Here is a 24,896-nt window from a genome sequence, read left to right on the forward strand (position 1 = left end):
CGACCCCGCCGCGAAATATTGTGGCGTGCGCAGCGAGCGCGCAGGCCCTGGGGGTAAACTCATGACCGACGCCGTACCCGCCTATATGGCGCGCATCCGCAACCAGATCCGTCTCGCCGAAGCGAAAGCCGACGAGAGCCTGCTCGCCAAGCTCGACGTGATGCAATCGATCCTGCGCGCGCGCCAGGTCGAAGATATTCCCGCGCCGCATGTCGGCCAGGAAGCGATCGTTCGCCTAGGCCGCGCAATCCAGTCGGACATCGGCGCCGCGAACGACATATTCCGTTCGCACAATGCGCTGGTCGGCGACAAGATCAAGATCACCGGCATGCCGGGGCACGACGACACGCTGGCGTTCGCCGAGCTCGAATCCCAAGCCGAAGCCGCCGCCTGACGATTGACGGCGCCGCCGCGCGGGGCCACCAACCGGTCATGGGTTGGATCTGGGCCTTCAACATCGCCTCGCTGCTGCTCCTGATCATCGCCGCCAGGCGTTGGGGAGCGGCTCCCGAGAGGATCTGCACGGCGGCGCTCGTCTTCATGAATGTCGGCGACCTCATCTATCATGCGGTCGTGGGGCGGTGGACGATCTACGCCTCGGTCGACGTCGGGCATCTCGTAATTGACGGGCTGATTGCGGCGGTCTTTCTTGCCGTCGCGATCCAGGCCAACAGGGTCTATCCTTTATGGCTCGCAGCAATTCAACTGGTCTCGGTGATCGCGCACTTCGCGCGCGAGGCCAACAGCCAGGTGGCGAAACTCGCCTACGCGCTGATGGACTATCTCCCCTATTATGCGCTGCTGATCATTCTCTTCATGGCGATCCGCACGCATGCGAAGCGGGTGCGGCGTATCGGACCCTATCCGGCGTGGCGTCGCTCATCGAACCCTTTGCGGGCGCCCGTGCCACTGAAGCCGCCGCCGGCCTGATCGGGCGCTTCGGCGGGCTCGGCCGCGCGCTCGCCGCAACGCCGCAGCAATTGCTCGAGGCGCTCGGCGGTGATGTTTCGCTTCGCGACGCGATCGTCGCCGCGCGCACACTCATGATTGCAGGGCTGCGCGAACGCATCACCCGGTCGGTGGTGCGCACCGACGATCCCGACTTCCTCCATTATCTGCAGATATTGCTGGCCAAGGCGCCCGTCGAATGTCTCCACGTCACCTTCACCGCGCATGACATGGGCTATCTGGGCGACGAGCTGATCGCACGCGGGACGATTGCTCGCCTCGGCATCGAAATCCGCCATATCTTCGAGCGCGCCTTCGAGTTCGGGGCGCACGCGATCATCCTTGCGCATAACCACCCGACCGGATCGAGCGAACCGAGCGCGCGCGACGTCGAGTTCACGCGCCGCATCGCCGCACTCACCAGCGCCGTCGACATTCCGCTCGTCGATCATCTGATCGTGGGCGCCGAGCACGTGACGAGCATGCGCGCGCGAGGTCTGCTATGAAGGCCGAAAGCCCGGCCGCGGCGGTCTCAAACGAGCCGCCTTCGCTTGAGACGGCGCTCCACAAGATGCGCCGCTCGCCTGATGACCAAGCTGACGACAGCGGCGACATGATATTGCTTGTTGCGGCACGCGCCGAGCAGGAATATGCGAACCGCCGCAGGCGCGAGCGGGCGCTGCCCGGCGATCTGCTCGGCGAACCGGCTTGGGACATGCTGCTCGACCTCTATGTCCAGAAGGCGCGCGCACGTCCGGTGAGCGTCCACAGCCTGTGCATTGCCGCGATGGTTCCGCCGACGACCGCGCTGCGCTGGATCGACAAGCTGCTCGCCTGCGGGCTTGTCGAGCGGCGGCGGTGCGAACGCGATCTCAGGGTCGTGCACATCGAACTGACCGGGCGCGGGATGACGGCGATCGAGGCACATTTTGCGGGCACGCAGGCGTCGTAGCAAAGCCGCTGTCGGGACGGGCGCGCCTTTGAGCATCGTACCTCAGCGCCAAGGCCGGATCAGCCGCCGACCACCCGAAGCCGCGGGCCTGCTAGCGTGAATTCGGCAGGCCGCCCGAACAGGAAGCCCTGCGCCTGCGGGCAGCCTTCCTCGAGCACCATCAGCCGCTGCGCCTCAGTTTCCACGCCTTCGGCGACGACGGGCAGATCGAGACTGCGGCCAAGTCCGACGATCGCGCGGATGATCGAACGCGCCGACTCGTCGTCGGTGACATGACTGACAAAGCTCCGGTCGATCTTGATCTTGTCAAAGGGAAAGGCCTGGAGATTGCTCAGCGAAGAGTATCCGGTTCCAAAATCGTCCATCACGATCCGCACGCCGAGCGCCTTCAGCCGGTGAAGCGTGTCGAGCGCGCCCGCCCGGTCACGCAGCATCACGCTCTCGGTGACTTCGAGCTCGAGCCGGGCGGCGGCAAGACCGCTCGTCTCGAGCGCATCGGCGACGACGGCGGCGAGATTGGGGAGCTGGAACTGGATCGCCGAGACGTTCACCGCGACACTGACGTCATCGGACCAGAGCGCGGCGGCAGCGCAGGCCTCGCGCAGCACCCATTCGCCGATCGGGATGATCGCGCCAACATCCTCGGCGATCGGCACGAATATCTCGGGCGCGATCGAGCCGCGGGTCGGGTGCGTCCATCGCAGCAGCGCCTCATAGCCCATGACCGTGCCGCCGGCGGTTGCGACGAGGGGCTGAAAGACCAGGTGCAATTGGCCGCGCGTGATCGCGTGGCGCAGGTCATGTTCCAATTCGCGCCGCTCGCGGACCTGGCGATCCATTTCGAGATCGAAGAAGCAGGCTTGGCCGCGCCCGCATTCCTTGGCCCGATAGAGCGCGACGTCGGCATTATGGCGCAGCCGCTCGATATCGGTCGCATCGCCTGGGAAGAGTGCCACCCCTATGCTCACCCCCACCGCCATGGGATCGCGCGTGATGTCCATCTCGAGAGCAAAGCCGGCGAGGATGCGCTCCGCGAGACGCTGGGTGTCGGCGACGTCGCCGACGCCGCGCTGAATGATCAGAAATTCATCGCCGCCGATCCGCGCTACCAGATCGACGTCGCGGATCGCGTCGCGCAGCAGTGCAGCGACCCGGCAGAGGATCGCATCGCCCGCGGCGTGGCCGAACAGGTCGTTGACCGCCTTGAAGCGATCGAGATCGAGCGCCAGCAGCGCGAAATGCTCGCCCGACCGCGCGAGCGCTTCGAGCGCAGAGGTGAAGCGGGCGCGGTTAGGAAGGCCCGTCAAAGTGTCGTGCGAGGCGAGATGCTCGATAAGCTGCTCGGCCCTCTTGCGCGCGGTAAGATCGCGAACCGCAAGAACCTGGCAGCGCCGACCGCGATATTCGATCGCATGCGCCGCTATTTCGACGATCAGCTCCTCGCCGTTGGTGCGCCGGATCACCGCTTCGGCCGGCCCATCGCGCGTCGCCACCAGCCCCTCGCCGTCCGCGGGCACGAGCCAGTCGGCAGCGCGCGATCCGATTAATTCGGGCACCTCGACCCCCAGCAGACCCGCAAGCTGGCTATTCGCCTCCAGAATGCGGCCGTTGCTCAGCACCGCAAGGCCCTCGAGCGTCGCGTCGGTGAGACCGCGAAGGTCGGTCAGCAGCCGATCGAGAAAGGCGCCAATAAGCACGAGGCCGATAAGCGCGATCGTCGCGACGACGGTTGCGGCGACGAGCCAGCCATCGCCGGTTCCGGCCGCCGGAGGCCCGCGGGCCGGATCGGGCACGAGCAAGGTCGCCGACATGGCGGTAAAATGCAGCAGCAGCACCGCCGCGACCGCCAGCGACGCGGGCAGCAGGATACGCCATTTTTCCTTGAGCTTGCCGAACAGCCAGAAGGCAGCGACAAATATCATCGCGGTAAGCACGAAGGCAGCGGCGATCGCCGGCCAGTCGTATTGCACCGCAACCGGCGCATCGATCGCGGCCATCCCGGCAAAATGCATCGCTGCGACCCCGATTGCCGCCATCAAGCCCGCCATCCCGCTCGCGGCGGGCCGAAATTCCCTGCCGAGAACAAGAAAGGCCGACCAGAAGGCGAGGATCGCAATGACGACCGAAGTTGCGGTCATCCCGGGCGCGAAACGCAGCGGGACCGCGCCGCGATAGGCCAGCATGGCAATGAAATGGGTTGCCCAAACGCCGACCCCGGCGGCGAGCGCGGCGATCGCGAGCCATTGACGCCGCCGGGCATCGACGCAGTCGAGCGATCGGCCGAGCAGGAGGAAGATCGCGGCGCTCCCCAATATCCAGACAAAAGCCGCGAGAAGGACGAGCCGCATGTCATGCTCGCCTGAAATGCATTCGAGAACCTTGAACATCGAGCTGCCCCTTTCACAAGGCGTCCGGCTTGCCTGCAAAGCGGTAAATCGCCTTCTAGCAGCAGCGCGCGAGACTGGTCCGAATTGAATGTTTGCCGCGCGCTCCCAATCAAAAATGCAGGTTGATTGCTTGCCCATGTCGATTTGCCGGTGGGTCGGCGCGCCGGGCTGGCGTGGAGTTGGGAACCGCGATCCTGCCATTATGGACGCAAAAGCCGGTCTCCCTGCGCGGCAAGCGGACAATGGCTTTAACGGGACTGCAGACGAAATTTTTCGGCTGCGATGTCACAGTCTGCCTCTCTCCCTCGTCAAGCAGGTGATGCCGCCACCGGCTCGACAGGAAAGGATGATGATATGAAGCGCTTGAACTGGTCCGAAGTCGCTCCCGCCGGAGCCAGGGCATTCTTCGGCGTGCATCAGTATGTGACAAACAGTAGCGCGCTTCCTGCAGAATTGATCCACCTGGTCTTCCTCAGGGTTTCCCAGATCAACGGCTGCGCGCATTGCATCGATCTGCACACGCGAGACCTTCTCCAGACCATGCCGGTCGACAAGGTCGCTCTGCTTCCCGTGTGGGAAGAAGTCCCTCACCTTTTCCCGGAACAATATCGCGCAGCGCTCGCTTGGGCGGAAGAGGTCACGCGCATCAGCGAGACGCATGCGTCCGACGCAGCCTATGCCGCCGCGTCCGCCGCATTCGAGGCGAAAGATCTTGTCGATCTGACAATCGCGATCGCTGCAATGAACGCCTTCAATCGGCTGGGCGCGCCCTTTCGCCTCCCGGTGGCGGCGAAGCCCTGAGCACCGGAACGCAAGCCTGCGAGCCGGCTCCTGGCCCGCGCTGGCCGAACCGGTCCGATTATTTTAGCAGGAAAAGCGGACGCTAGACCGCTGCGAGCGGAACAAGAGCGCTGCGCCGATGAGCACGAAGCAGAGGCATAATGCATATTTCCACGCGAAGCGCTGCAGATCGCCCAGCTCGATCCCGAGAAGAGCACATTTCATATAGACCGCCGCGACGAGCGGGCTGGGCCACATTAAGGTCACACATCCAGAAACCAATAATTCGACATTTTGTTTCAATATATTAATGGCTTAGATAGGCCCCGGAAGCCGCGCCACCGTTCCTCCTCTGATACGACAGTCCGAATTACCGTCGATAATCCTTGGCCCTGAGGCCATATTTCGTCAATCGGTCGTAAAGCGTCTTGCGCGGCAGCGACAACCGTTGCTGCACCTCGTCCACCTGTCCCTTTGCATCGCGCAGCGCGTCCTCGATCACTGCGCGTTCAAAGCGGGCGACCAATTCACGTAGGCTTTGCGGCTCCGCATTGTAGGCTGAGCCCTGTGCGATTCGCGTCAGACCAGTGGCGAAGTTGCGCGCAAAGGTGCGCAGTTCGCGTATATTGCCCGGCCAGTCGTGACTCAGCAGATGGCGCCACTCGGCCTCGCCGAGTTCGCTTGTCTCCAGTTCCAGTTCGGCCTCGAACGCGGCCACAAATTCGCGGAAGAGATCGGGAATATCCTCGCGCCGGCTGGCCAAATTGGGCAGCGCGATAGCAATGCCGCCGAGCCGGTGGAGCAGTGCGGGATCGAGCGGCCGCGCGCCTTCTCCTTCGCCCGCGCTGCGCGAGATGGCGATGATACGGACGTCCACCGAACGTGGTCGCTCGGCGCCGATCGCGAGGAAACGGCGCGTGTCGATCAGGCTCAGCAACTGCCCTTTGGCGCGCTCGGGAATGCTCTCGATCTCGTCGAGAACCAGCGTGCCACCCTGCGCCCGTTCGACGAGGCCCGACCGTGACAGCGCCACCGAAGGATCGCGCCCGAACAGGATCAGATTCGCGTCGTCGTGCATCAGCACGCCTGCATCGACGGTCACGAAAGGCCGGTCACGCCGCGGGCTGAGGTCGTGGACCAGCCGCGCGACGAAATTCTTGCCCACACCCGTCGGCCCGGAGATCACCAGATCAACATCGGCACGCGCCACTTCGGCGATCAGGCGCTGCAGCCGCTCGGCGGTCTGCGAGGAGCCGCCGATCCGCCGATGCTCCCGCTCGCGCAGCGCGTCGCGCAGGCGCCGGTTTTCGAGCACCAGCGCGCGCCGGTCGTGCGCCCGGCGGATCGCATGCACTAGCCGCGAGACCGAATAGGGTTTGGTAAAAAAGTCCGCCGCACCATTTTTCATCGCCTCGACGGCCATCGCGACATCGCCATGCGCGGTCGTGAAAATCACCTGCATTTCGGGATCGAGCGCGCGCAGATGGTCGAAAAAGGCGATCCCGTCCATTCCGGGCATACGGATATCGCTGACGATCACGCCGGCAAAGGCGGGGGTGACGGCACGCAGCGCGGATGGAGCGTCGGCGTGGGCCGACACCTCGAAACCTTCGAGCGTCAGCGCCTGCACCGTCGCCTCGCGCAGCGTCTCGTCATCCTCGACGAAAAAGATCGTGGGCGGCGCGCCGGTCATGCGCGCGGGATCGTCATGACGAAGGTCGTCGCGGATGCGTCCGCTTCATAGGCAAGCTCGCCGCCAAGATCGCGCATGATGTCGCGCGCGATGACAAGTCCGAGGCCGAGGCCGTCGGGCTTGGTCGTCGCGAAGGGCCGGAACAGATCGTCGGCCTGCGCCAGCGAAAGCGGCGTCCCGCTGTCGATCACGCGCAGACAGACGGCATCTCCCCCTGCCTCGACGGCGACGGTCACCCTGCCCCCTTCTCCGGCGGCATCGAGCGCATTTTGCAGCAGGTTGACCAGCACCTGTTCGAGCCGGACATGTTCGGCGGCGACGACGACCTGCGTTGCCTCCTCGGGCGGCAGGGCAATGGCGACGTGCATCGACCGGATGCGATCGCGCAGCAGCAGGAGCGCCCCGTCGATCGCCTCGCCGAGCGGCATTTCGCGGCGGTCGGCGGGTTGCCGCCGGCTGAAGCGCCGCAGTTCGCCGGTGATCCGCCCGATCCGGTCCGCCAGATCGACGATGCGGGCAAAATTGCCCGACGCCTGCTCGACTTCGCCGGCCGCGAGCATCTTTTGCCCATTTTCCGCAAAAACCCGCGTCGCAGCGACCGGCTGCCCGATCTCGTGCCCGACGCCGGCCGATATCTGGCCGAGCGTCGCCAGTCGGTTGGCCTGCGACAGCTGTTCGCGCAGCGTGCGGGTTCGCTCGTCGAGCAGCGCCTGCGCTCGCGCATCGCGGCGGCGGCGCATCACGACGCCCGTCGCAGCAAGGGCCGCCAGCACCAGAAAGCCGAGCGCGAGCGCCAGCCGCCCGGTCGCCACCGCCGCATCGACGCGCTGCGCCGGATCGGCGAGAAGGTGCAGCACCCATCCGTCGGGAAGGATCGGCTGCCGCGTGTCGAGCAGCGGGATGCGCACCGCCTCGCCCTCGTTGGGCGAAACGATCGCGAGCGGGCGCAGCGTCCGAATGCCGAACTGCCGCAGATCGGCCTCGGCGTCGCGCGCGTAGGCGCTCGCGCCTTGGGCCAGATGAAACCGCCAACGCTCGTCGCTTGCCAACAGCACCACCCCGTCGCGATCGGTCACATAGACGCGCTGGGCCGTGTCGCGCCAACTCCTCTCGAGCCCGTCGAACTCGACCTTCACTGCCACCACACCCAGCGGCGCGGCGCGCGTCCCGATGCGCCGCGCGATGTAGAGCCCCGGCTCGCGGCTGACAGTGCCGAGCGCGAACTGGGTGGCCGAGCCGTTGGCGAGCGCATCGTGAAAATAGCGGCGAAAGGCATATTTCGACCCGACGAAACTGGTCGGCAGCCGCCAGTTGCTCGCCGCGAGCGTCGTGCCGTCGGCGCGCATCACATAGATCGCCGCCGCCGCCGATTGGCGCGCAAGCGCCTCGAGCCGCCCGTTGAGCGGCGCCACTGAAGCACCGTCGCCCGCGGCCAGCGCGCGCACCTGAGGATCGTCGGCGAGCGCGATCGGAAGCAGGCTGAACTTGTCGAGCTCGCTGCGCAGGCTCGACGCCAATATCGCCGCATCGTTACGCGCGAGCCCGGCCTGCTCGGACAGCGCGCGATCGTGCATTACCCGATCGGTGATCGCGACCGCGAGCGCGATGACGAGCAAGGCACATAGCCCCGCAGCCAAGGCCCAGCGCCGCGCGCGCAGATCGATTCCCAGCACCGTCATCGGCCGATTGATGTGCGAATATCCGCACTTTGTATATCCAAAATATGCGGAAATCTGCACAAAACTGATAGGAGATCATCGTAAGCTGTTGTTTTATATAGAGCCGAAGGAAGGCAGCGCGATCGTTGCGCCCGCCGCGAACCATCCTAGAATTCCCGCAACAGCCGGTTCGAGCCGGCGGACAGGGGACAGGATGGCATGGGGTCGATCAGCATCGCGGCAGATAAAGGCATGGCCGGGCGCAAGCGCGTACCGCTCTATCGACAGCTCTATTTCCAGGTCGTCGTGGCGATTTTGCTCGGCGCGCTGCTGGGTCATTTCTATCCCGATGCCGGCGAGGCGCTGAAGCCGCTGGGCGACGGCTTCATCAAGCTGGTGAAGATGATCATCGCGCCGGTGATCTTCCTGACGGTCGCGACCGGCATTGCCAGCATGAAGGACATGTCGTCGATCGGCAGCGTCGCGGCCAAGGCCTTCATCTATTTCCTGACCTTTTCGACGCTGGCGCTCATCGTCGGTCTGGCGGTCGCCAACATCGTGCAGCCTGGCGCCGGGCTCAACATCGATCCCGCCGCGCTGGATACCACCGCGGTCGCGACCTACGCGCACACCGCCGATGAACAATCGCTAGCCGGCTTCCTGCTCAACATCATTCCGACGACGCTGTTCAGCGCGATGACCGACGGCGAAATCCTGCAGGTTCTGCTCGTCGCGATCCTTTCGGGCGTCGCAATCTTCACGACGCGCCCCAAAAGCGACCTCGTGCTCGATCTGCTGACGTCGTTCAGCGAAGTGATCTTCAAGCTTGTTCACATGCTGATGAAGTTCGCGCCGATCGGCGCGTTCGGCGCGATCGCCTTCACCATCGGCAAGTTCGGGATCGGGTCGCTTGCCAGCCTCGCGACGCTCGTCGCGACCTTCTACCTCACCTCGCTGCTGTTCGTGATCGTCGTGCTTGGGTTGGTCGCACGCTTCACCGGCTTTTCGATCTTCGCGCTGATCCGCTATCTTCGCGAAGAGCTGCTACTGGTCCTGGGCACCTCGTCGTCTGAAGCGGCGCTGCCCAGCCTTATGGAAAAGCTCGAAGTCGCTGGCTGTCGCAAGACGGTGGTCGGGCTCGTCGTGCCGACCGGCTATTCGTTCAACCTCGACGGCACCAACATCTACATGACGCTCGCCGCGCTGTTCATTGCGCAGGCGACGGGCATCCACCTGTCGCTCGGCGAGCAGCTCGCGCTCGTCCTTGTCGCGATGATCAGTTCAAAGGGCGCGGCCGGGGTGACCGGCGCGGGCTTCGTGATCCTTGCCGCGACGCTCTCGGTCGTCCCGTCTGTTCCCGTCGCGGGCATGGCGCTGATCCTCGGGATCGACCGCTTTATGAGCGAATGCCGGGCACTCACCAACTTCATCGGCAATGCGGTGGCGACGATCGTCGTCGCCAAATGGGAAAAGGCGCTCGATACCGATCGGCTGGCGGCGGCGATGGCCGGCACGCCGATGGCGCTGCCGAGCGAGGATAGCGAGCGCCACGAACGCTCCGGCCCGCACAGCCTTGCGATGGCCAAGTCAGGAGAAGGCGCATGATCTCGCGGCGGTCAATCCTTGCCGGCGGCGCGGCGCTCGCAGGTGCCTTCGGCGCTGCCGGATCGGCCCCGGCGCTTGCCTTTGCGGTTGAGGAAATTCCGCTCTGGCCCGGCAAACCGCCGGGGGGCAACGGACCCAGCGGTCCCGAAAAGATCGGCGGCGCGGGGTCCGGCTATGGCGCAGTCTCGAATATCGCGACCCCGCGGCTGCGCGTCTACCGGCCCAATATCGCCAACGGCCGCGCGGTGATCGTCTGCGGTGGCGGCGGCTATTTCCGTATCCAGCTGTGGAAGGAAAGCACGCCCGCGGCGAAATGGCTCCAGCTGCACGGCTATACCGTGTTCGAGTTGATCTATCGCCTTCCGCGCGACGGCTGGGACGCAAGCGCGCCCTTCGCCGACGCGCAGCGGGCGATGAAGATCGTGCGCACCCGCGCCGCCGATTTCGGCATCGCGCCCGACCGCATCGGAATCATGGGCATGTCGGCGGGCGGGCACCTCGCAGGCTTCACCGCGCTGCGGCCCGACCAGAAATTCTACGACGGCACCGATCGTTTCGAAAACGCCCCGGCACGCCCCGACTTCGCGGCGCTGCTCTTTCCGGTGGTGCAGTTGCGCAAGCCGTTCGATACCACGCGGACGCGGCGCGAGATTATCGGCGAGCATCCGACCAAAGCCGCCGAAGATGCCTGGTCGCTCGATACGCTGGCGAACGGAAACGCACCGCCGATGATCCTATTTTCGGCATCCGACGATCCGATCGCACCGCCCGGCCATAATCTGTCGCTGTTCCAGGCGATGCTCGCCAAGGGCGCGAAGGCCGAGCTGCACATTTTCGAGGAGGGCGGCCACGGATGGGGCCTCGGCACGCCCGACCAGATCCTCAGCCAATGGCCCGATCTGTTCGAAGCCTGGATGACCAGGCGGCCATTCGATCGATGAATACAGACAACAGGGGAAGGGAAATATCCATGCGTGCAATCACCATCGCAAAGCTGGCGCTACTCTGCGGACCTAGCTTGCTTGCGGCGACCGTCGCACAGGCGCAGGAACCGCTCGCCGCCGAAACCGCGGCGGACCAGAGCGCCGACCAGCCGGCACCGCCCGCAGACGCGAATGAGGCGATCGTCGTTACCGGCTCGCAGATTCAGGGTGCGAAGATCAACGACGTCCTGCCCGTCACGGTGCTCGACGAAACGGCGATCGAAAACACCGGGGCGTCGTCGGGCGACGAGCTGTTCCGGGCGATCCCGCAGGCCGGCACCGTCGCGTTCAACGAACAGAATTCGTCGACCGTCAACAATGTCCGCGGCGACGTCGGCTCGATCAACCTGCGCGACCTCGGCACCGGCAACACGCTGCTGCTGATCAACGGCCGCCGGATGACGCTTCACCCCGGTTTCCAGACCGAACTGCTCGTGCCCGTGGTGAGCTCCGACACCAACGAAATCGCGCCAGGCAGCGTCAAGCGGCTCGAAGTGCTGCGCGACGGCGCGTCGGCGATCTATGGCGCGGACGCGGTGGCGGGCGTGATCAACACCGTCCTCAAGGGCGACATGAAGGGCGGCTTCCTCGAAGGCGACTGGCGCGCCTCCGACGGCACCAGCCTCTACAGCTACCAGATTTCAGGCGGCTATGGTTTCGACTTCGGCGGCGGACGCGGCAACCTGACCGTCTATGGCGGCTATTTTTATGAAAACGGGCTATCGAATGCCGCGCGCGACTATGCCGCGGACGATAATCGCCTGCCGCTGGTCGAAGGCACCGATTTCGAAGGCGACGCGTCGTTCAACAATCGCAACACCTTCGGTCCGTTCGGGCAATTCGACATCCAGGGCTCGTCGCCGTCGAGCCGGACGCCGATCGGCGACGATGATTTCTATCTCCAGCCGTCGAGCTTTCCCGGCTGCAAGATGGACTTCGGAGACGGCCTCTGCGCCCGGAACGGCACGACGCCGACCACGGACGTCCGCTACAACACGATCTACGGTAACAGCCTGATCAGCCAGAAGCGTCGCTACAATGCGATGGCGCTGCTGAGTTACGAACTCAGCAACAATGTCGAGGCCTATTTCGAAGGCAGTTTCTACCGGTCTGAAAACAACCGTCAGCTCGACGCTTCGGCGATCCTGAGCGCGGTGCCGGTCGGCATTTCGAAAAATGCCTATTGGAACCCGTTCGGCCCGGTCGGCAGTCCCAACCGCCTGCCCGGCACCACCATCGCCGCGAGCGGTGTGGATGTCATTATGGAGCGCTATCGCTTCGTCGATGTCGGCAATCGCGACGTGTCGGTCGACAAGAATGTCTATCGCCTCGTCGGCGGGCTGCGCGGCAATATCGGCGCGTGGGACTTCGACACCGGCTTCGTCTATTCCGAGGCTAAGCTGAACGATGTGACGCACAACCGCGTCTCGCTCACGCTGATGCAGAACCAGATCAACCTGACGACGCCCGACGCCTATAATCCGTTCAACGGCGGCTGCGTCACCTCCGATCCCGGCATCGGCGACTGCACGCCCAACCCCGACTCGTCGATCGATCCCTTCCGTATCGACGTCTACCGCAAGGGCGGTACCAGCCTCGCGCTCGGCGACTTCAAGATCAGCCGCAACGACCTCCTGTCGCTGCCGGGCGGCGATCTGGGTATCGCCGCGGGCGTCGAATGGCGCCGCAAAACCTTCTACGATGACCGCGATCCGCGGCTCGACGGGACGATCACCTTCACCGACAGCGTGACCGGCGAAGTCAATGGCAGCGACGTCGCGGGCACCAGCCCCTCGCCCGACACCAGCGGCTCGCGCGAAGTCTATTCGGCCTTCGCCGAACTGCTCGTGCCGGTCGTCAGCCCGGAAATGAATATCCCGCTGATCAACCGCTTCGATATCCAGCTCGCCGGCCGCGTCGAGCATTTCAAGGATATCGACGAAACCGCCGCGGTGCCGCGCATCGCCGCATCCTGGTCGGTCTTCCCCGGCGTGACCTTCCGCGGCGCCTGGTCCCGCGGTTTCCGGGCCCCCAATCTGGTGCAGGTCAATGACGCGGGGACGACGCGGTCGAACACGCGCGACGATTTCGTCCTGTGTCAGGCGCAGCTCGAAAAGGGGCTGATTTCCAGCCTCGGTTCCTGCACCGGCGCGGGCACGATCAGCTATCGCTCGGGTACCGAGAATTTAAAGCCCGAGGATAGCACCAGCATCAACCTGGGTATCGTCCTCGAACCGCGCTTCATCCCCGGGTTGACGCTGACCGCCGATTACTGGCGCGTCAAGCAGACCGGGCTGGTCGGCACGTTCGGCGACGACAATGCCATCGCGCTCGACCTGCTGCGCCGCCTGAACGGCAGCAGCAACCCCAACGTCATCCGCGCCGATCCGACCGCGGAGGACATTGCGCTGTTCACCGGCACCAGCCTCGCCCCCGCGGGCAAGATCACCCAGGTGCTCGACCCCTATCTCAACCTCGACAGCCGCGTCTCCAAGGGCTGGGACTTCGGCCTGTTCTACAAGGTGCCCGATTTCGGCATGGGCAAGTTCCGCCTGAGCCTCAACGTCGCGCACCTGATGAGCTTCGTCCAGTCGGCGGGGCCCGACGGTCAGGAAATCCTCGACGGCATCGCCTCGGGCGTCCTGCCGCTCGACGTCACGGTCGGCGGTCTGGGCGAGCTGGTCGAGATCGAGGGCCGCCCGAAATGGCGCGCGACCGGCGCGATCAACTGGGGAAGCGGCCCGGTCGATATCGGCCTGTTCGGCCAATATACGGGCAAGGTTTACGACACGAGCGTGATCCGCGACGTGCTGATCGATTCCGACGATCCGAACGCAAACTATTACCCGGTGCACGATCAGTTTACGCTGAACCTCTCGATCGCCTACACGATCAAGAATGACACCCCGCTCGACGGCACCCGCTTGCGCTTCGCGATCAACAATCTGTTCAACGAAGATCCGCCGCTGGCTGACGAGGATTATGGCTTCTTCAGCAGCCTCTACACCGCGCGCGGCCGCGTCTTCCACGTCGAGTTGCGCAAGAAGTTCTAGCGCAATGCGACTGTCCAGCGCCCTGGCGCAGCGCGTCGCGCTTGCGCTGGTCATCGGAGGGACGGGGGCGTGCAGCAGCACACCCCCGCTTCCGCCGTCCCTCGCCGCCGCGCCGGTCGAACGCGGTTCGGGATGCACGACGAGCACGGTGCGGATCGACTTCGATTTCGACGAAGCGCCCGCATCGCGCTGCGTCATCCGGGGCGAGCGGTCGTTCACGATATTGATCGGCCCCGAACATGCGCCGCCGATCAACCCGAGCCCCTGGTACGCCTTCCGCTACCGGGCGAGCGGGTCGGCGGACATTTCGGTCGAACTCGACTATCTTGGCGCGGCGCATCGCTATGCGCCCAAATTGACCGTAGGCGGCACCGCCGCGCCCCTTTCCGCCAGCGTTGCGGCCGACGGGATGAGCGCCACGCTCTCGCTGCCCGCCGGCGAAGGGATCGTCAGTGGGCAGGAATTGTTCGGCAGCGACCGCTATGATGCGTTGCTCGACCGGCTTGCGGCGCTACCCGCAGCCGAGCGGCTGACACTTGGCGCGTCGCTCGACGGTCGGCTGCTATCGGCGGTCCACATCGGCGACACGAAGGCGCCGCGGCTCGTCATCCTGATCGGACGCGCCCATCCGCCCGAAATTACCGGCGCGCTCGCAATGGATGCCTTTTTGCGCGCGCTCGCGGACGAGATCGCCGCGGGGCGCGTCGACACCGCAGCGACGCAATTCCTTATCCTGCCCTTGCTGAACCCCGACGGTGTCGCGCGGGGTCACTGGCGCGCGAACCGCGGCGGCGTCGACCTCAATCGCGACTGGGGCATCTTTTCGCAGCCCGAAACGCGCGCGGTCAAAACCTGGCTTGATCGCCTGCCCGCAGGCGTGCGCCCGGTCGCCATGGTCGATTTCCATTCGACGCAGCACAGCCTCTTCTATGTGCAGGGCGCCGACGAAACGACGCCCGCGGAGGAGGCGTGCCTTGCAGCATGGCTTGGCGGGAAGGAGAAGGCGCTGCCCGGCTATCCCTTCACGATCGAACGCCGCAACGCCAACCCCGGCTCGGGCACGTCGAAAAACTGGTTTCACGCGACCTATGGTATCCCCGCCTTTACCTATGAAGCCGGCGACGAGGCCGACCGCCCCGGAATCGATGCCGCCGGAGGGAAACTCGCACGCGCCTTTCTGAGCGCACTTCCGCTCCTCGCTCGATAATCTTCCGGCGCCGGACGCCGAAAGGCCGGTCCGCATCGGCGGACCGGCCTCGGCAACCGGGAACTGACGCTGGCGATCAGCCCTTGGTTGCGGCCTTCTTTTCGGCCTTCTTCATCTTTTGCGCGTGGTGCGTCGCCTTTTTCGCGGGCTTCGACGTCGCCGCCTTGGTCGGCGTCGCGTCAGCGGCGAAAGCCGAGCCGCTCACCATGGCGAGCGAAAGGACGGCGGCGGCAGCGAGTTTGCTATAGTTACGCATGAGACTTCCACTCCTTGACAGTTCAACCACCCGCAATCGGGGGCTGTCAGGGCGGCCGATCCGTTCCAGGGACGGGGGAAACGGTTCGGATCGGCCTTGCCCGACGACCGATCAATAGACCCGGGGCCCTGCCCGGCCGATGGCGGCGGGATTACAAGTTGGTCATCTGTCGGCGCGCTCAGGTCGCGGCGAGCGACCGCTTAGCGAGTAGCGCCCGCTGCGGGCTTGCAGGCACCCTTGTCAAAAATCGCCCTCCCGCCTATCGCTCGCGCGTGCCTCCCCGGCCCGCGACCAGCGCGCGCCGCCACCGAAGATTGCGTCCGCTGAACCCTGTTCCAGCCACTCCCTACGTCGAACAGCTCAGCATCGGGGCGGGGCGCCGGCTGTTCGCGATCGGCCTCGCTGTCCTGATTCCGGCGCTGCTGCTCCTGCTGCTTCTCACCACGGGCCTGGGATCGCTGCCCGACAAGCAGCAGGAACGGATCACCATGGTGAGCCTGGAAGCCGCCGAAGTCGCCGAGCAAGCACCCGAGTCCGCCAGCAAGGCGCGCGAACAGCAGAAGGAGGCGCCGACGCCGCCGGTGACGAGCCCCCCCGTTCCGGCGCCACCGCCCACCCCACTGCCGCCACAAGTCCCGCAGCCCGCGACGCCCCCGCAACCACCGGCGCCGCCAGCCACCCCGCCGACGAAACGCATCGGCGTCCGCCTCAACAGCGGGCAGTCCTTTGGCCCGCCAGACAGCGGCGGGTCGGCGGCATCGCGCGACACGCCGCGCGTGGGGAGCGCTCCAAACGGCGAGCCGCTTTATGCGGCGGCATGGTATCGCGAGCCGAGCCGCGACGAACTGCGCGGCTATCTGTCCACCGCCAGTGGGCCGGGATGGGGGCTGATCGCCTGTCGCACCGCCCCCGAGTTTCGCGTCGAGGATTGCGTCGGGCTCGACGAATATCCGCAAGGATCGCAGATCAACCGCGCGGTGCTGGCGGCGGCGTGGCAATTCCGCGTGCGGCCGCCGCGGGTCGGCGGGCGCTCGATGGTCGGGGCCTGGGTCCGGATCAGGATCGATTACGGAATCGAACGACCCTAGGGGCTGGCCCCATAAATCAGGCGAGCGGTTCGCCCGAAATGGTGATGCGGTGCATCAGGCGGCGATGGCCGTGATAATCATTCATCGCATAATGCCAGGTCGACCGGTTGTCCCAGATTGCCAGCGATCCGGGCGCCCATTGGACGCGGCAATGAAACTGCTCCTGCATCGCGACCTGATAGAGATAGGTGAGCAGCGGCACGCTCTCCTCGCGCGTCCAGCCGTCGAAATGCAGCGTGAAGGCCGGATTTACGTACAGGATCTCGCGCCCGCTTTGCGGGTGCCGGATCACCACCGGATGCACCGCGCGCGTTCGTTCCTCATGCCCCTTCAGGTCGACACCCTGATCGGTCTTCGAATAGAGGCCATCGGCGCTGTAGATATGATCGGCCGAGTGGACGGCGCGAAGCGTCCGCAACATGTCCTTCAGGCCCGGTGACAACGAATCGAAAGCCGCGCCCATGCCCGCGAACAATGTATCGCCGCCGCTGGGCGGAGTTTCGCGGGCGAGCAGGATGGAGCCCATTGCGGGGATCTGGTCATAGCTGTGATCGGTGTGCCACCCGCCGCCGATATTGGTCTGCTGGCTCTCCGACTTGCGGACCTCCGCAATTTCCGGGTGCCCGCCATTGGCAGGGAAATATTTGTTGATGTCGATCTCGCCCCAGCGGCGGGCGAAAGCGATATGCTGTTCGGGGGTGAGCGTCTGATCGCGCACGAAGAGGACGCCGTGCTCGGCGACGGCCTGCCGCAGAAGCCCGATATCCTGCTCGTCGAGATGGTTCAAATCGATCCCGGTCGCTTCGACACCGACGTGCGGCGACAGGGGGTGCATCTGTATCGACGTCATGGAACTCTCCCGCATTATCCCGGCGACGATAGCGCAAACGCTGGCATTCAAATGCCACCTTCGTTACAATTCTTCATGACGATCGGCGATCAGCTCCGGCAATGCAGATGGTTTTGCCGCTGCGATCCTGCGGTGCAGCAGGCGATCGCGGCCGATGGCCGGCTGGCAACGCTCGCGCGCGGGCAATGGGTCTATGGCGAGGGGGACATGGCGACCGGCATCGTCATCGTGCTCGACGGGATGCTGCGCCTCGAAGCCGCGGCGGGGGAAAAGATCGTGCTGGTCGGCATCGCCCGCGCCGGCGACGCCTTCGGTCAGTCGCGCCAGATGGGCGGCGGTCCGCGTATCGTGACCGCGATCGCCAGCCGGCCGAGCCGCGTCCTGACGATCAGCGACACGATGCTCGACCGGATCGGGCATCGCCTCCCCGCGCTCTGGAAGGCGACGAGCGAACTGGTGTACGGGCAACTCGACGCCAGCGTGCACGGGCTGGCGCAGATGCTGTCGCTGAGGCCCCGCGGACGCATCGCCGCGCGGCTCCTGACCTTCGCGCGTGACGCCGAGGTACCGCTCAGCCAATCGGATCTGGCCGAACTCTGCGGCCTGTCGCGCAAGGTCGTGAGCGCCCATCTTGCCGCGCTCGAGCAAGCGGGCGCGATCCGGCGCGGCTATCGCACCATCCACCTGCGCGACATGGCTCAGTTAAGTCGCCTCACGGGTGCATAAGGGGCCACCCGATAGTGTCCCGCGGGATCGAGCCAACCCGTCCACCTGATGAAATGCCAAGATTCTGCAGGAGGAAGTGCCGCGTAATTGCGCGAACCTATGAAGAGGACCGTCGGCCATCAGGCATCGCCTTAGAACCGCTTGCGCAGCGAAATACGGACGCTCCGTCCCAAGGGATCGGCGTCATAGCGTCCATACCCGGCAGGCCTGCTGCCATCGCCCAAGCGTACTTGGCGATAGCCGTCGAACAGGTTCCGGACGTCGGCCGAAATCTGCAGATCCTGCATCCATGTCGGAATATGTCCCGACAGGATGCGCGCCGGTTCGACATGGATGCGCAAATTGGTCAGGAGCAAGGCGTCGAACCGATAGTCCTCGCCACCGACGGCGTCAGCGATGGCGCGCAGCCTGTATCCGCTCTGCCAATTTCCGTCGAGCGTCAGGCCCAACCCGCTCCGCCCGAGGTTGAGCTGGACGCCCAGACTGTGTCGCGATTGGCCGATGTCGCCGTCTATCCGGTCCAGCACCGGTAATCCGGCGCCAGTCCGCACCTCGCTGTGCAACAGCCAGCCGTGTGTCACCGAGAGAGTGGCCTGCCACGGCTTTTCGCGGCCTCCGAAACTCCGTATTGCGGCAACGAGGCTGGTGTCCAGACGTTCGTCCACGTCCGCGACGATAGCGATCGGGCGGGCGTCGATCGCTACAAGCCGGCCCATCCCATCGCGCCGGATCCGATCGGGGAAGGCCGCTTCAACGACAGGCGTAAACGCAGGAAAAGGCGCCGCACCCCCATGACTGACCTGACGGCGGTATTCGCTGGCGAGCGTTATCGGTGCGGTACCGAACGGTTTGATTGTCATCCGCAACCCGTATGTGCGCTGGCGTCCGCCGCCGAGGTCGGGGTTGCCGCCCGTAATCCACAAGACGTCCGAGATCCTGTCGCTTCGAAAATCATAAATCTGCCGGACGACTTCAATTGGTGCGCCGGCAATCTGATCGGGCGTCGGAGCTCGTTCGGCAAACCCAGTCATCGCGCGTATCTGCAGCGCTGGGACCGGCGACCAGTTTATTCCGACGTCATAGCGGAACTGGGCCGCAATGCCGGACGGACGATTGGCGCCGGCGGAAATATCTAATGACACATCGCCCACCGGCATTGCATGTTCACCGGCCGCGAAAAGCGGCACGGCGAGTGCCAGTGCCACATCCTGCTGATCACGCCGAAAGACGATTGCATCTGCATCGTCCGCACGCCGACTGTCCGACCAGTTGCGGTTCGCCGCCAGAGTCAGATTTGCCGTCGCGGCGCCCGCGGGGAGTGTCATAATCGTCCGATTGAAATTTAACTGCGCGGACAGATTTTCGCTCCGCGCCCGCCCGCGCCTTGGCACGATATTGCCCTTGTCGCTCCGCGCTTCGATGATGCTGTCGGTCCATGACCAGGCGTAGCGGAGGATAAGGCTGCCCTGCCAGCCCGCAACCTGTCCCGCGAGGAGGGCAGAAGCACCGATGCTTCGCCCCCTCTGCCGGCCCTCAAGCGTTCGGGCCGTCTCCGCTAGGCCGTCGCCAGCGCGGCCGGTCAGCTGACGCTGCTCTTGCCACCCCGCGTCAAGAGTGAGGGTGCCGGTGAAACGCCCCAGAGGGCGCGCCAAGGCGACATTTGCCGACGCGCCCTTAATCGCGGGCAGCAGCGTGTAAAATCGCCCATCGCCACCTCTGTTCGAATCGGCAGGCGGCCTTTCGTCGCGCCGCAGCGCGGCGTCGCCGGAAAGCTCGACGCGACCGTTCCACCGCGCAGGCCCGTCGATCAAAAAGCGGCCAAGCGCGGCCTGCCCGCTCTCTCGTCCGCCGGCGGTGGCTACCCCGAACGCAGTCTCACCCTGCCAGGACGCAAAATGCGGTTTAAGAACGAGATTGACCACGCGCTGGCCGGGCGGATAGCCATAGCGGGCCGCCGCCTCCGGCTTGAGAAGCGCAAGGCGGGCCAATGCTTCGGGCGGAAACCCGTTTATCCCGGCCGCCCCGTCGACCCGCTTTCCATCGATCAGAATGATCGGCAGTTCGTCCGGCCGACCGGTCAGCGGAGCGATCCGGGCGACGAGGTCGCCGATCGTCGCAGCGCCGTAAGTGTCTATCTCTGCCGGGCTCAATTCCAGTTCGGCAGCGACGAGCGCTTCGCCGCCGCGAGCGGTCACGACGATATGATCGGACTCTGCACCCGGCAATCCAGCCTGCGCCGCCGCCGGAACGGCGTGGAGGCAAAGCGCGGCCGCCAAGCCGAACAAGCCATGGGCTACACGCCATAAGCTGGGCCGTTTCATCGAGGCCTTTCACGACATTCCGCAGCAACGGATGAAGACCGGAAGGCAATGCGCCTTCCGGTCTTCATCTTTCCGGGCCGACATCGGGCGGTTTGGGGGGGAGGGAGGGGCCGCCCCGTCATACCTGCGGAAGCGACAGGCTGGCGCCGGTTGGTTTCGCTGACCGCAATCAGGGGTAGGAGTAGGAAGCCGTTGGGCTGGTCGAGACATTGCCCTGCATGCTGCACGGCGAACCGCCTGCGGGATCCGACGGAATCGTATTGGCGTGATTGAATTGCAGCACGCCGCCGACGAGCTTGGCCTTCAGATCGCCGCGGCAGTTGCCGGTGATGCCCGTGACGCGCACGTCGTGAATGATGACATCGGTCGAGCTGGTAGCGCTGACGTCATAGGGCATGCCGGTAAAGGATACCGCGCCGCAAAGTCCGCCGCTCAGCGCAATGCTGGTGATCTTCGTGCCGCTCGGCGTGCCGGTGCTCGAAATCGTACCGTTGGAGGTCGTACTCGCGGTGAGCGTGCATGTGAGGGTGATACCTTTCTTCACCTGAACGGTGCTCGGTCCTGCGCCACCCGATCCCGATGGCGAATAGGTTCCGGCCAAGGCGGCCGCGGGCAACAGGCTCAGCGAAGCCAGGGTGCAGATCGAAACTTTCAAAAGGCGTTTCATGATAATCCTCTCCTCTGCTTTGGTTCGGGAAGATTTTGCCTTCCCAAATGATTAGACGCCCGCAAAGGTCGCGAGGGGGGATGGGAAGCAGGTTCTGAACCCAAAAAAGAAGGGCGCGCCCGAAGACGCGCCCGAGGCGGAGCGGCCGTGCCGGATCAGAACCGCTTGGTGACGTTGAATCCGATGATCCGGGGGTCGAGCGTGAAGATATTCGCGCTCAGCCCGGTGTCGTCGCTGTTGGTAAAGGTGTTTGTGATCGGCGTGTCGTTGAACAGATTCTTGACATAGAGTTGCACTGCGAACTGCGATTTCGGTCGCTCGATCGTGATCGCCAAATTGGCGTTGTCCCAGGCGCGAAGCCGATCATATTCGGTGTTGTATATGCGCGCATAGCTTTTCGCCTGGCGATAATAGTCGCCGCGCAGCGTGACATTCCATTCGCCGGCAAAGACCGTGTATTGCGCGCCGATATTGAAGGTATAGCGCGGTGAATTGGGAAGTTCTTTTCCACTGAGGTCCGCATAAAAGCCGCGCCCGCCATTCGGCGCGTCGGTCAGCGGGTCATAGGTAAAGCCAAGGAACTGGTCCCAGCGCAAATTTGTCTCGACGTTCGGGTTGAAGCTGCCGTAGCGCGCCGACCCCGCACAAAGCGCCGAGAGCATGAAGTCCCCGAGCCCGCCCGGCCCCGCAAAGAAGGATGAGAGGATCGCCTCGACCTTGTCCTTGGGCGCGATGCAGTTCGACGGCACACCGAGCTGTGGACGCACGACGACCCAGTCGGGATTGCCCTGCGTTCGGTTCATCACGTCGATCGACTGCTCCCCCTTGCCGATCCGCGTGCGCAGATAGCCGAAGTTGGAATCGACACGGAAGTTGCGCGAAGGCTGCCACGCCGCTTCAAGCTCGAGTCCCCAGGTCGTCGCGTCGAAATTTTCGTTGAGCGAGATGCGATCGACGATCTGAGAGACCTGATAGTCCTTGTATAGATTGAGGAATGCGGTCGCGTTGAGCATGACCTTGCCGCCGGCGAGACTGTTCTTCATCCCGATCTCGAACGCATTGACATATTCGGGCTCGAAGGTTTCGGCGAGCGGCTGGTACTGGATTACCTTCGGGTCGATGTCGACGCGTGGCGGATTGGAGCCCCCACCCTTGTAACCACGCGAATAGGACGCATAGACCAGCGTGTCGTCGGTGAACGACGTCTGCGGCGACCAATCGACGACAAGACGACCGGTGAAGGCATTCCATTCCTGGTTGATCGGCGGAAGGGCCGGATAGCCGCGACTTACGCGGCCGCCGCTCGAGGGGCCGCTTTCGGTTCCGAAATTGAACGCACCGAGCAAAAGCTGGCTCGGAATCGGGGTCGAACGCTTGCGGTCGTTGGTATAGCGCGCGCCGGCAGTGATCTTCACATCATCGGCGATCTGCCAATAGGTTTCCCCGAACAGCGCCCATGAGCGCGTCTGCACGACATTCTTGCTGCGGAAATAATTATGACCCTCGCCGTTGATCTGGTCGATCGGATTGGGATCGACATAGACGCATTCGCGAAATTCGTTGCCTGCATCGCAATTGCGGGTGCCCGTCCCGATCTCGCCGGGCGCATCCTCGCGATTGTAGAAATATTCGGCCAGCAGGCTGAACAGGTTGCTGAACACATAATAGTCGTCCTGCGATTTGAAGTTCAGCGCATTCGCTCCCACGCTAAAGTTGAAGGGGCCGCTGAAATCGGACTGAAGCCGGAGTTCCTGCGTCCACTGACTGTTCCGCGACTGGCTGACGTCGACGGCGAGCATCCGGTCGGATGGACCAAGCTGCGGATCGGTGTAGACGCCGCCGGGCGTCGGCCCCGGTATGTTGTTCGGTCTACCGAGCACGTCGACGAGCCGCGGGTCCAGTGAATCAGCGAAGACCGGAGCAGAGACGAAGCGGTTGTAATCCTGCGACGAATAATAGCGATCGCGCGCATAGGCGGTTTGCGACACCAGCTTGAGATCGCCGAGACCGGCCTCCAGATTGAGCTGGAAGACGTCGTTTTTGGCGCGAAATACAGGATCGTAGCTTGTCGAAATTTCGCGCAGATTGCGCGATTGATTGATCCCTGCGTAGGGATCGGACAAATTGTTGACGATCGGCACCGGCGCCAGGCCCAAGACGGGATCGGGCAGCAGCCCGACGTCGATCAATCCCGCTGTGTAATAAAAGGCAAAGCTGGTCGCGTTCGGTGCGCCAAAGGCAGCCTCGCTGTAGAGCGATCCCGGAAGGCATCCCTGGCTCAGCTTGCCGCGAAGATGATCGGGAACCGGGGTATCGCCGACCATATCGGGGCCGGGATCGCGGGTGCAAAGCTGCTTGCCAGTCCGCGATCGCCGATCCTTCTCCTGGAAATGCTGCCAGACGAAATTCGCCTTCAGGTTATCGCTCGGCTCCCACTGCGCCGACAGGCGCGTCGACCACAGATCGCGGTCGTTGACGTGACGATTGGTAAAGCTGTTGTAGTCGAAGCCTTCGCGCTTCGTCATGGCCGCGGCGCCGCGGATCGCGAACCGGTCGCCCAGCGGGATGTTCAGCATCCCGTTGAGGCGCATCGTCCCAAAGCTGCCCACCTCGGCCTTCGCCAGACCCTCGAAGCTGTATTTCGGCATTGCGGTGATAATGTTGACGACGCCTCCCGTTGCGTTGCGGCCATAGAGGGTACCCTGTGGGCCGCGCAGCACCTCGACGCGTTCAAGGTCGAAAAACTCCTGTTCGAACAATCGATTGCGGATCAGCGGCGTATTGTTGAAGCTTACCGCGACGGCCGGGTCGCTCGACGCGGATATCGCTTTGGTCCCGATCCCGCGGATCGTGAAATCATAGCCCGAAAAATTGCTCTTCGAAAAATTGACGTTGGGCACCGCGCGAACGAGTTCGGCCCCTCCTTCGACCTTCTTGTCGTCGAGTGCCCGCGGCGTGAAGGCACTGATCGCAATCGGAACGTCGATGATCTTTTCCGCACGCTTCTGGGCGGTGACGATGATTTCATTGTCGCCGTCGGTCACCGCCGCGGCGGTCGGGGTCTCGTTTCCCACAGGCTGCACGACGAAAATATTGCCCTCACGGCGATAGCCCAGCCCGGTTCCGCGGAGCAGCACGCGCAACGCGGTTTCGGGATCGGACCGGTCGCTATATCCGCCGCTGCGCTTGCCGTTGACGATCATAGCGTCGGCCATGATTGTCATGCCGCTCTGTAACCCGAAATCCCGCAGCGCGCGGCCCAGCGGCTGGGCGGGAATCTTGTAGCTGGTCGCTTTGTCCTGTCCCTCGCGCGCCTGCGCCGTGCCGACCGATAGCGCGAGGCATCCGATGGCGACCCCGCTCAGAAAAATCTTGCGCAACCCACATGCCCGAAATTGCATGCTTCCTCTCCCTAGCCCATGTTCCGCGGGTCTTCCCGCTAGATGCGACGGAGTTCCCTCCCGTCATATGCTAGACGCCCATCCCCTTGTTTCGGGGGGATGAGTGCGTGATAATTTTCAACGATGTTAATGTTAACAACGCACCAACGCATGATAAAATTGTACAATTATGGTTATTTGCTCCCCCCTCTCTTCGCGCGCGGGCGTCTATCTTAACGAGCCTTGCTCCGGTTTGCCGGGTGAGGAGGAAAAATGGATTGGACCGATAGCTCAATGACGGCGATGAAGGCGATCAACGCGCAATGCCTTTGCGGGCGCCCC

19 protein-coding genes are annotated in these 24,896 nt (G+C 64.3%); 11 read left to right on the top strand and 8 right to left on the bottom strand.

Going from position 1 to position 24,896, the window contains the following annotated elements:
• The first annotated feature begins 61 nt into the window (after positions 1–61).
• The 4 genes from ACT17R_RS03075 (at position 62) to ACT17R_RS03090 (ending at position 1,900) form a co-directional block, all read left to right on the top strand.
• The gene (locus tag ACT17R_RS03075) at positions 62–394 is read left to right on the top strand and encodes a hypothetical protein (protein WP_186402704.1); all 333 of its coding nucleotides are present in this window, start codon (positions 62–64) and stop codon (positions 392–394) included.
• Positions 395–432: 38 nt separating this feature from the next.
• On the top strand, positions 433–930 hold the full coding sequence (locus tag ACT17R_RS03080; RefSeq protein ID WP_444808973.1) for a hypothetical protein: 498 nt from the start codon (positions 433–435) through the stop codon (positions 928–930).
• The gene (locus ACT17R_RS03085) at positions 870–1,454 is read left to right on the top strand and encodes a JAB domain-containing protein (RefSeq protein WP_444808974.1); all 585 of its coding nucleotides are present in this window, start codon (positions 870–872) and stop codon (positions 1,452–1,454) included. Before ACT17R_RS03080 ends, ACT17R_RS03085 begins: the two co-directional genes overlap by 61 nt.
• A gap of 65 nt (positions 1,455–1,519) precedes the next feature.
• The gene (locus ACT17R_RS03090; RefSeq protein WP_444808975.1) at positions 1,520–1,900 is read left to right on the top strand and encodes a MarR family transcriptional regulator; all 381 of its coding nucleotides are present in this window, start codon (positions 1,520–1,522) and stop codon (positions 1,898–1,900) included.
• Between the two features lie 59 nt (positions 1,901–1,959).
• Here ACT17R_RS03090 and ACT17R_RS03095 read toward each other — a convergent pair whose 3' ends face one another.
• Positions 1,960–4,287, bottom strand: coding sequence for a bifunctional diguanylate cyclase/phosphodiesterase (locus ACT17R_RS03095; protein WP_444808976.1), 2,328 nt, complete (start codon positions 4,285–4,287; stop codon positions 1,960–1,962).
• Positions 4,288–4,569: 282 nt separating this feature from the next.
• Between ACT17R_RS03095 and ACT17R_RS03100 the strand changes: the two genes are divergently transcribed.
• On the top strand, positions 4,570–5,088 hold the full coding sequence (locus ACT17R_RS03100) for a carboxymuconolactone decarboxylase family protein (protein WP_234178579.1): 519 nt from the start codon (positions 4,570–4,572) through the stop codon (positions 5,086–5,088).
• Between the two features lie 349 nt (positions 5,089–5,437).
• Here ACT17R_RS03100 and ACT17R_RS03105 read toward each other — a convergent pair whose 3' ends face one another.
• Together ACT17R_RS03105 and ACT17R_RS03110 are read right to left on the bottom strand one after the other, a co-directional pair.
• Positions 5,438–6,760 (bottom strand): sigma-54-dependent transcriptional regulator, encoded by a 1,323-nt coding sequence (locus tag ACT17R_RS03105; RefSeq protein WP_263587614.1) that lies wholly within the window; start codon positions 6,758–6,760, stop codon positions 5,438–5,440.
• Positions 6,757–8,439, bottom strand: a complete 1,683-nt coding sequence (locus ACT17R_RS03110) for a sensor histidine kinase (RefSeq protein ID WP_062900519.1) — start codon at positions 8,437–8,439, stop codon at positions 6,757–6,759. Before ACT17R_RS03110 ends, ACT17R_RS03105 begins: the two co-directional genes overlap by 4 nt.
• A gap of 231 nt (positions 8,440–8,670) precedes the next feature.
• Between ACT17R_RS03110 and ACT17R_RS03115 the strand changes: the two genes are divergently transcribed.
• Genes ACT17R_RS03115 through ACT17R_RS03130 form a run of 4 tightly spaced genes read left to right on the top strand, consistent with a single transcriptional unit; the run spans position 8,671 to position 15,266 of the window.
• On the top strand, positions 8,671–10,023 hold the full coding sequence (locus ACT17R_RS03115; protein WP_444808977.1) for a dicarboxylate/amino acid:cation symporter: 1,353 nt from the start codon (positions 8,671–8,673) through the stop codon (positions 10,021–10,023).
• Complete coding sequence (locus ACT17R_RS03120; protein WP_217372586.1) at positions 10,020–10,964, top strand: alpha/beta hydrolase; 945 nt, start codon at positions 10,020–10,022, stop codon at positions 10,962–10,964. The genes ACT17R_RS03115 and ACT17R_RS03120 overlap by 4 nt, the downstream gene beginning before the upstream one ends.
• A 29-nt stretch (positions 10,965–10,993) precedes the next feature.
• Positions 10,994–14,059 (top strand): TonB-dependent receptor domain-containing protein, encoded by a 3,066-nt coding sequence (locus ACT17R_RS03125; protein WP_444808978.1) that lies wholly within the window; start codon positions 10,994–10,996, stop codon positions 14,057–14,059.
• Between the two features lie 4 nt (positions 14,060–14,063).
• Positions 14,064–15,266, top strand: a complete 1,203-nt coding sequence (locus tag ACT17R_RS03130; protein WP_444808979.1) for a M14 family metallopeptidase — start codon at positions 14,064–14,066, stop codon at positions 15,264–15,266.
• 76 nt (positions 15,267–15,342) lie between these two features.
• On the opposite strand, the gene ACT17R_RS03135 is transcribed toward ACT17R_RS03130, so the two are convergent.
• Entirely contained in the window at positions 15,343–15,522 is a 180-nt protein-coding gene (locus tag ACT17R_RS03135) for a hypothetical protein (protein ID WP_062900524.1), read from the bottom strand.
• 272 nt (positions 15,523–15,794) lie between these two features.
• Here ACT17R_RS03135 and ACT17R_RS03140 point away from each other — a divergent pair, with 272 nt between their 5' ends.
• On the top strand, positions 15,795–16,610 hold the full coding sequence (locus tag ACT17R_RS03140; protein ID WP_234178577.1) for a hypothetical protein: 816 nt from the start codon (positions 15,795–15,797) through the stop codon (positions 16,608–16,610).
• Positions 16,611–16,626: 16 nt separating this feature from the next.
• On the opposite strand, the gene ACT17R_RS03145 is transcribed toward ACT17R_RS03140, so the two are convergent.
• Entirely contained in the window at positions 16,627–17,460 is an 834-nt protein-coding gene (locus tag ACT17R_RS03145) for a TauD/TfdA dioxygenase family protein (RefSeq protein ID WP_217372587.1), read from the bottom strand.
• A gap of 75 nt (positions 17,461–17,535) precedes the next feature.
• Here ACT17R_RS03145 and ACT17R_RS03150 point away from each other — a divergent pair, with 75 nt between their 5' ends.
• Positions 17,536–18,186: a Crp/Fnr family transcriptional regulator gene (locus ACT17R_RS03150; RefSeq protein WP_217372588.1), complete on the top strand. Its 651-nt coding sequence runs from the start codon at positions 17,536–17,538 to the stop codon at positions 18,184–18,186.
• A gap of 131 nt (positions 18,187–18,317) precedes the next feature.
• Here the strand turns inward: ACT17R_RS03150 and ACT17R_RS03155 are convergent, their stop codons facing one another.
• The 3 genes from ACT17R_RS03155 to ACT17R_RS03165 form a co-directional block, all read right to left on the bottom strand.
• The gene (locus tag ACT17R_RS03155) at positions 18,318–20,462 is read right to left on the bottom strand and encodes a hypothetical protein (protein ID WP_444808980.1); all 2,145 of its coding nucleotides are present in this window, start codon (positions 20,460–20,462) and stop codon (positions 18,318–18,320) included.
• Positions 20,463–20,676: 214 nt separating this feature from the next.
• On the bottom strand, positions 20,677–21,174 hold the full coding sequence (locus ACT17R_RS03160) for a hypothetical protein (protein ID WP_186402690.1): 498 nt from the start codon (positions 21,172–21,174) through the stop codon (positions 20,677–20,679).
• Positions 21,175–21,329: 155 nt separating this feature from the next.
• The gene (locus ACT17R_RS03165; protein ID WP_217372590.1) at positions 21,330–24,575 is read right to left on the bottom strand and encodes a TonB-dependent receptor domain-containing protein; all 3,246 of its coding nucleotides are present in this window, start codon (positions 24,573–24,575) and stop codon (positions 21,330–21,332) included.
• Positions 24,576–24,896 lie beyond the last annotated feature (321 nt).

Source organism: Sphingopyxis sp. Q841 (assembly GCF_052384365.1).
GTDB classification, from domain to species: Bacteria; Pseudomonadota; Alphaproteobacteria; order Sphingomonadales; family Sphingomonadaceae; genus Sphingopyxis; species Sphingopyxis terrae_A.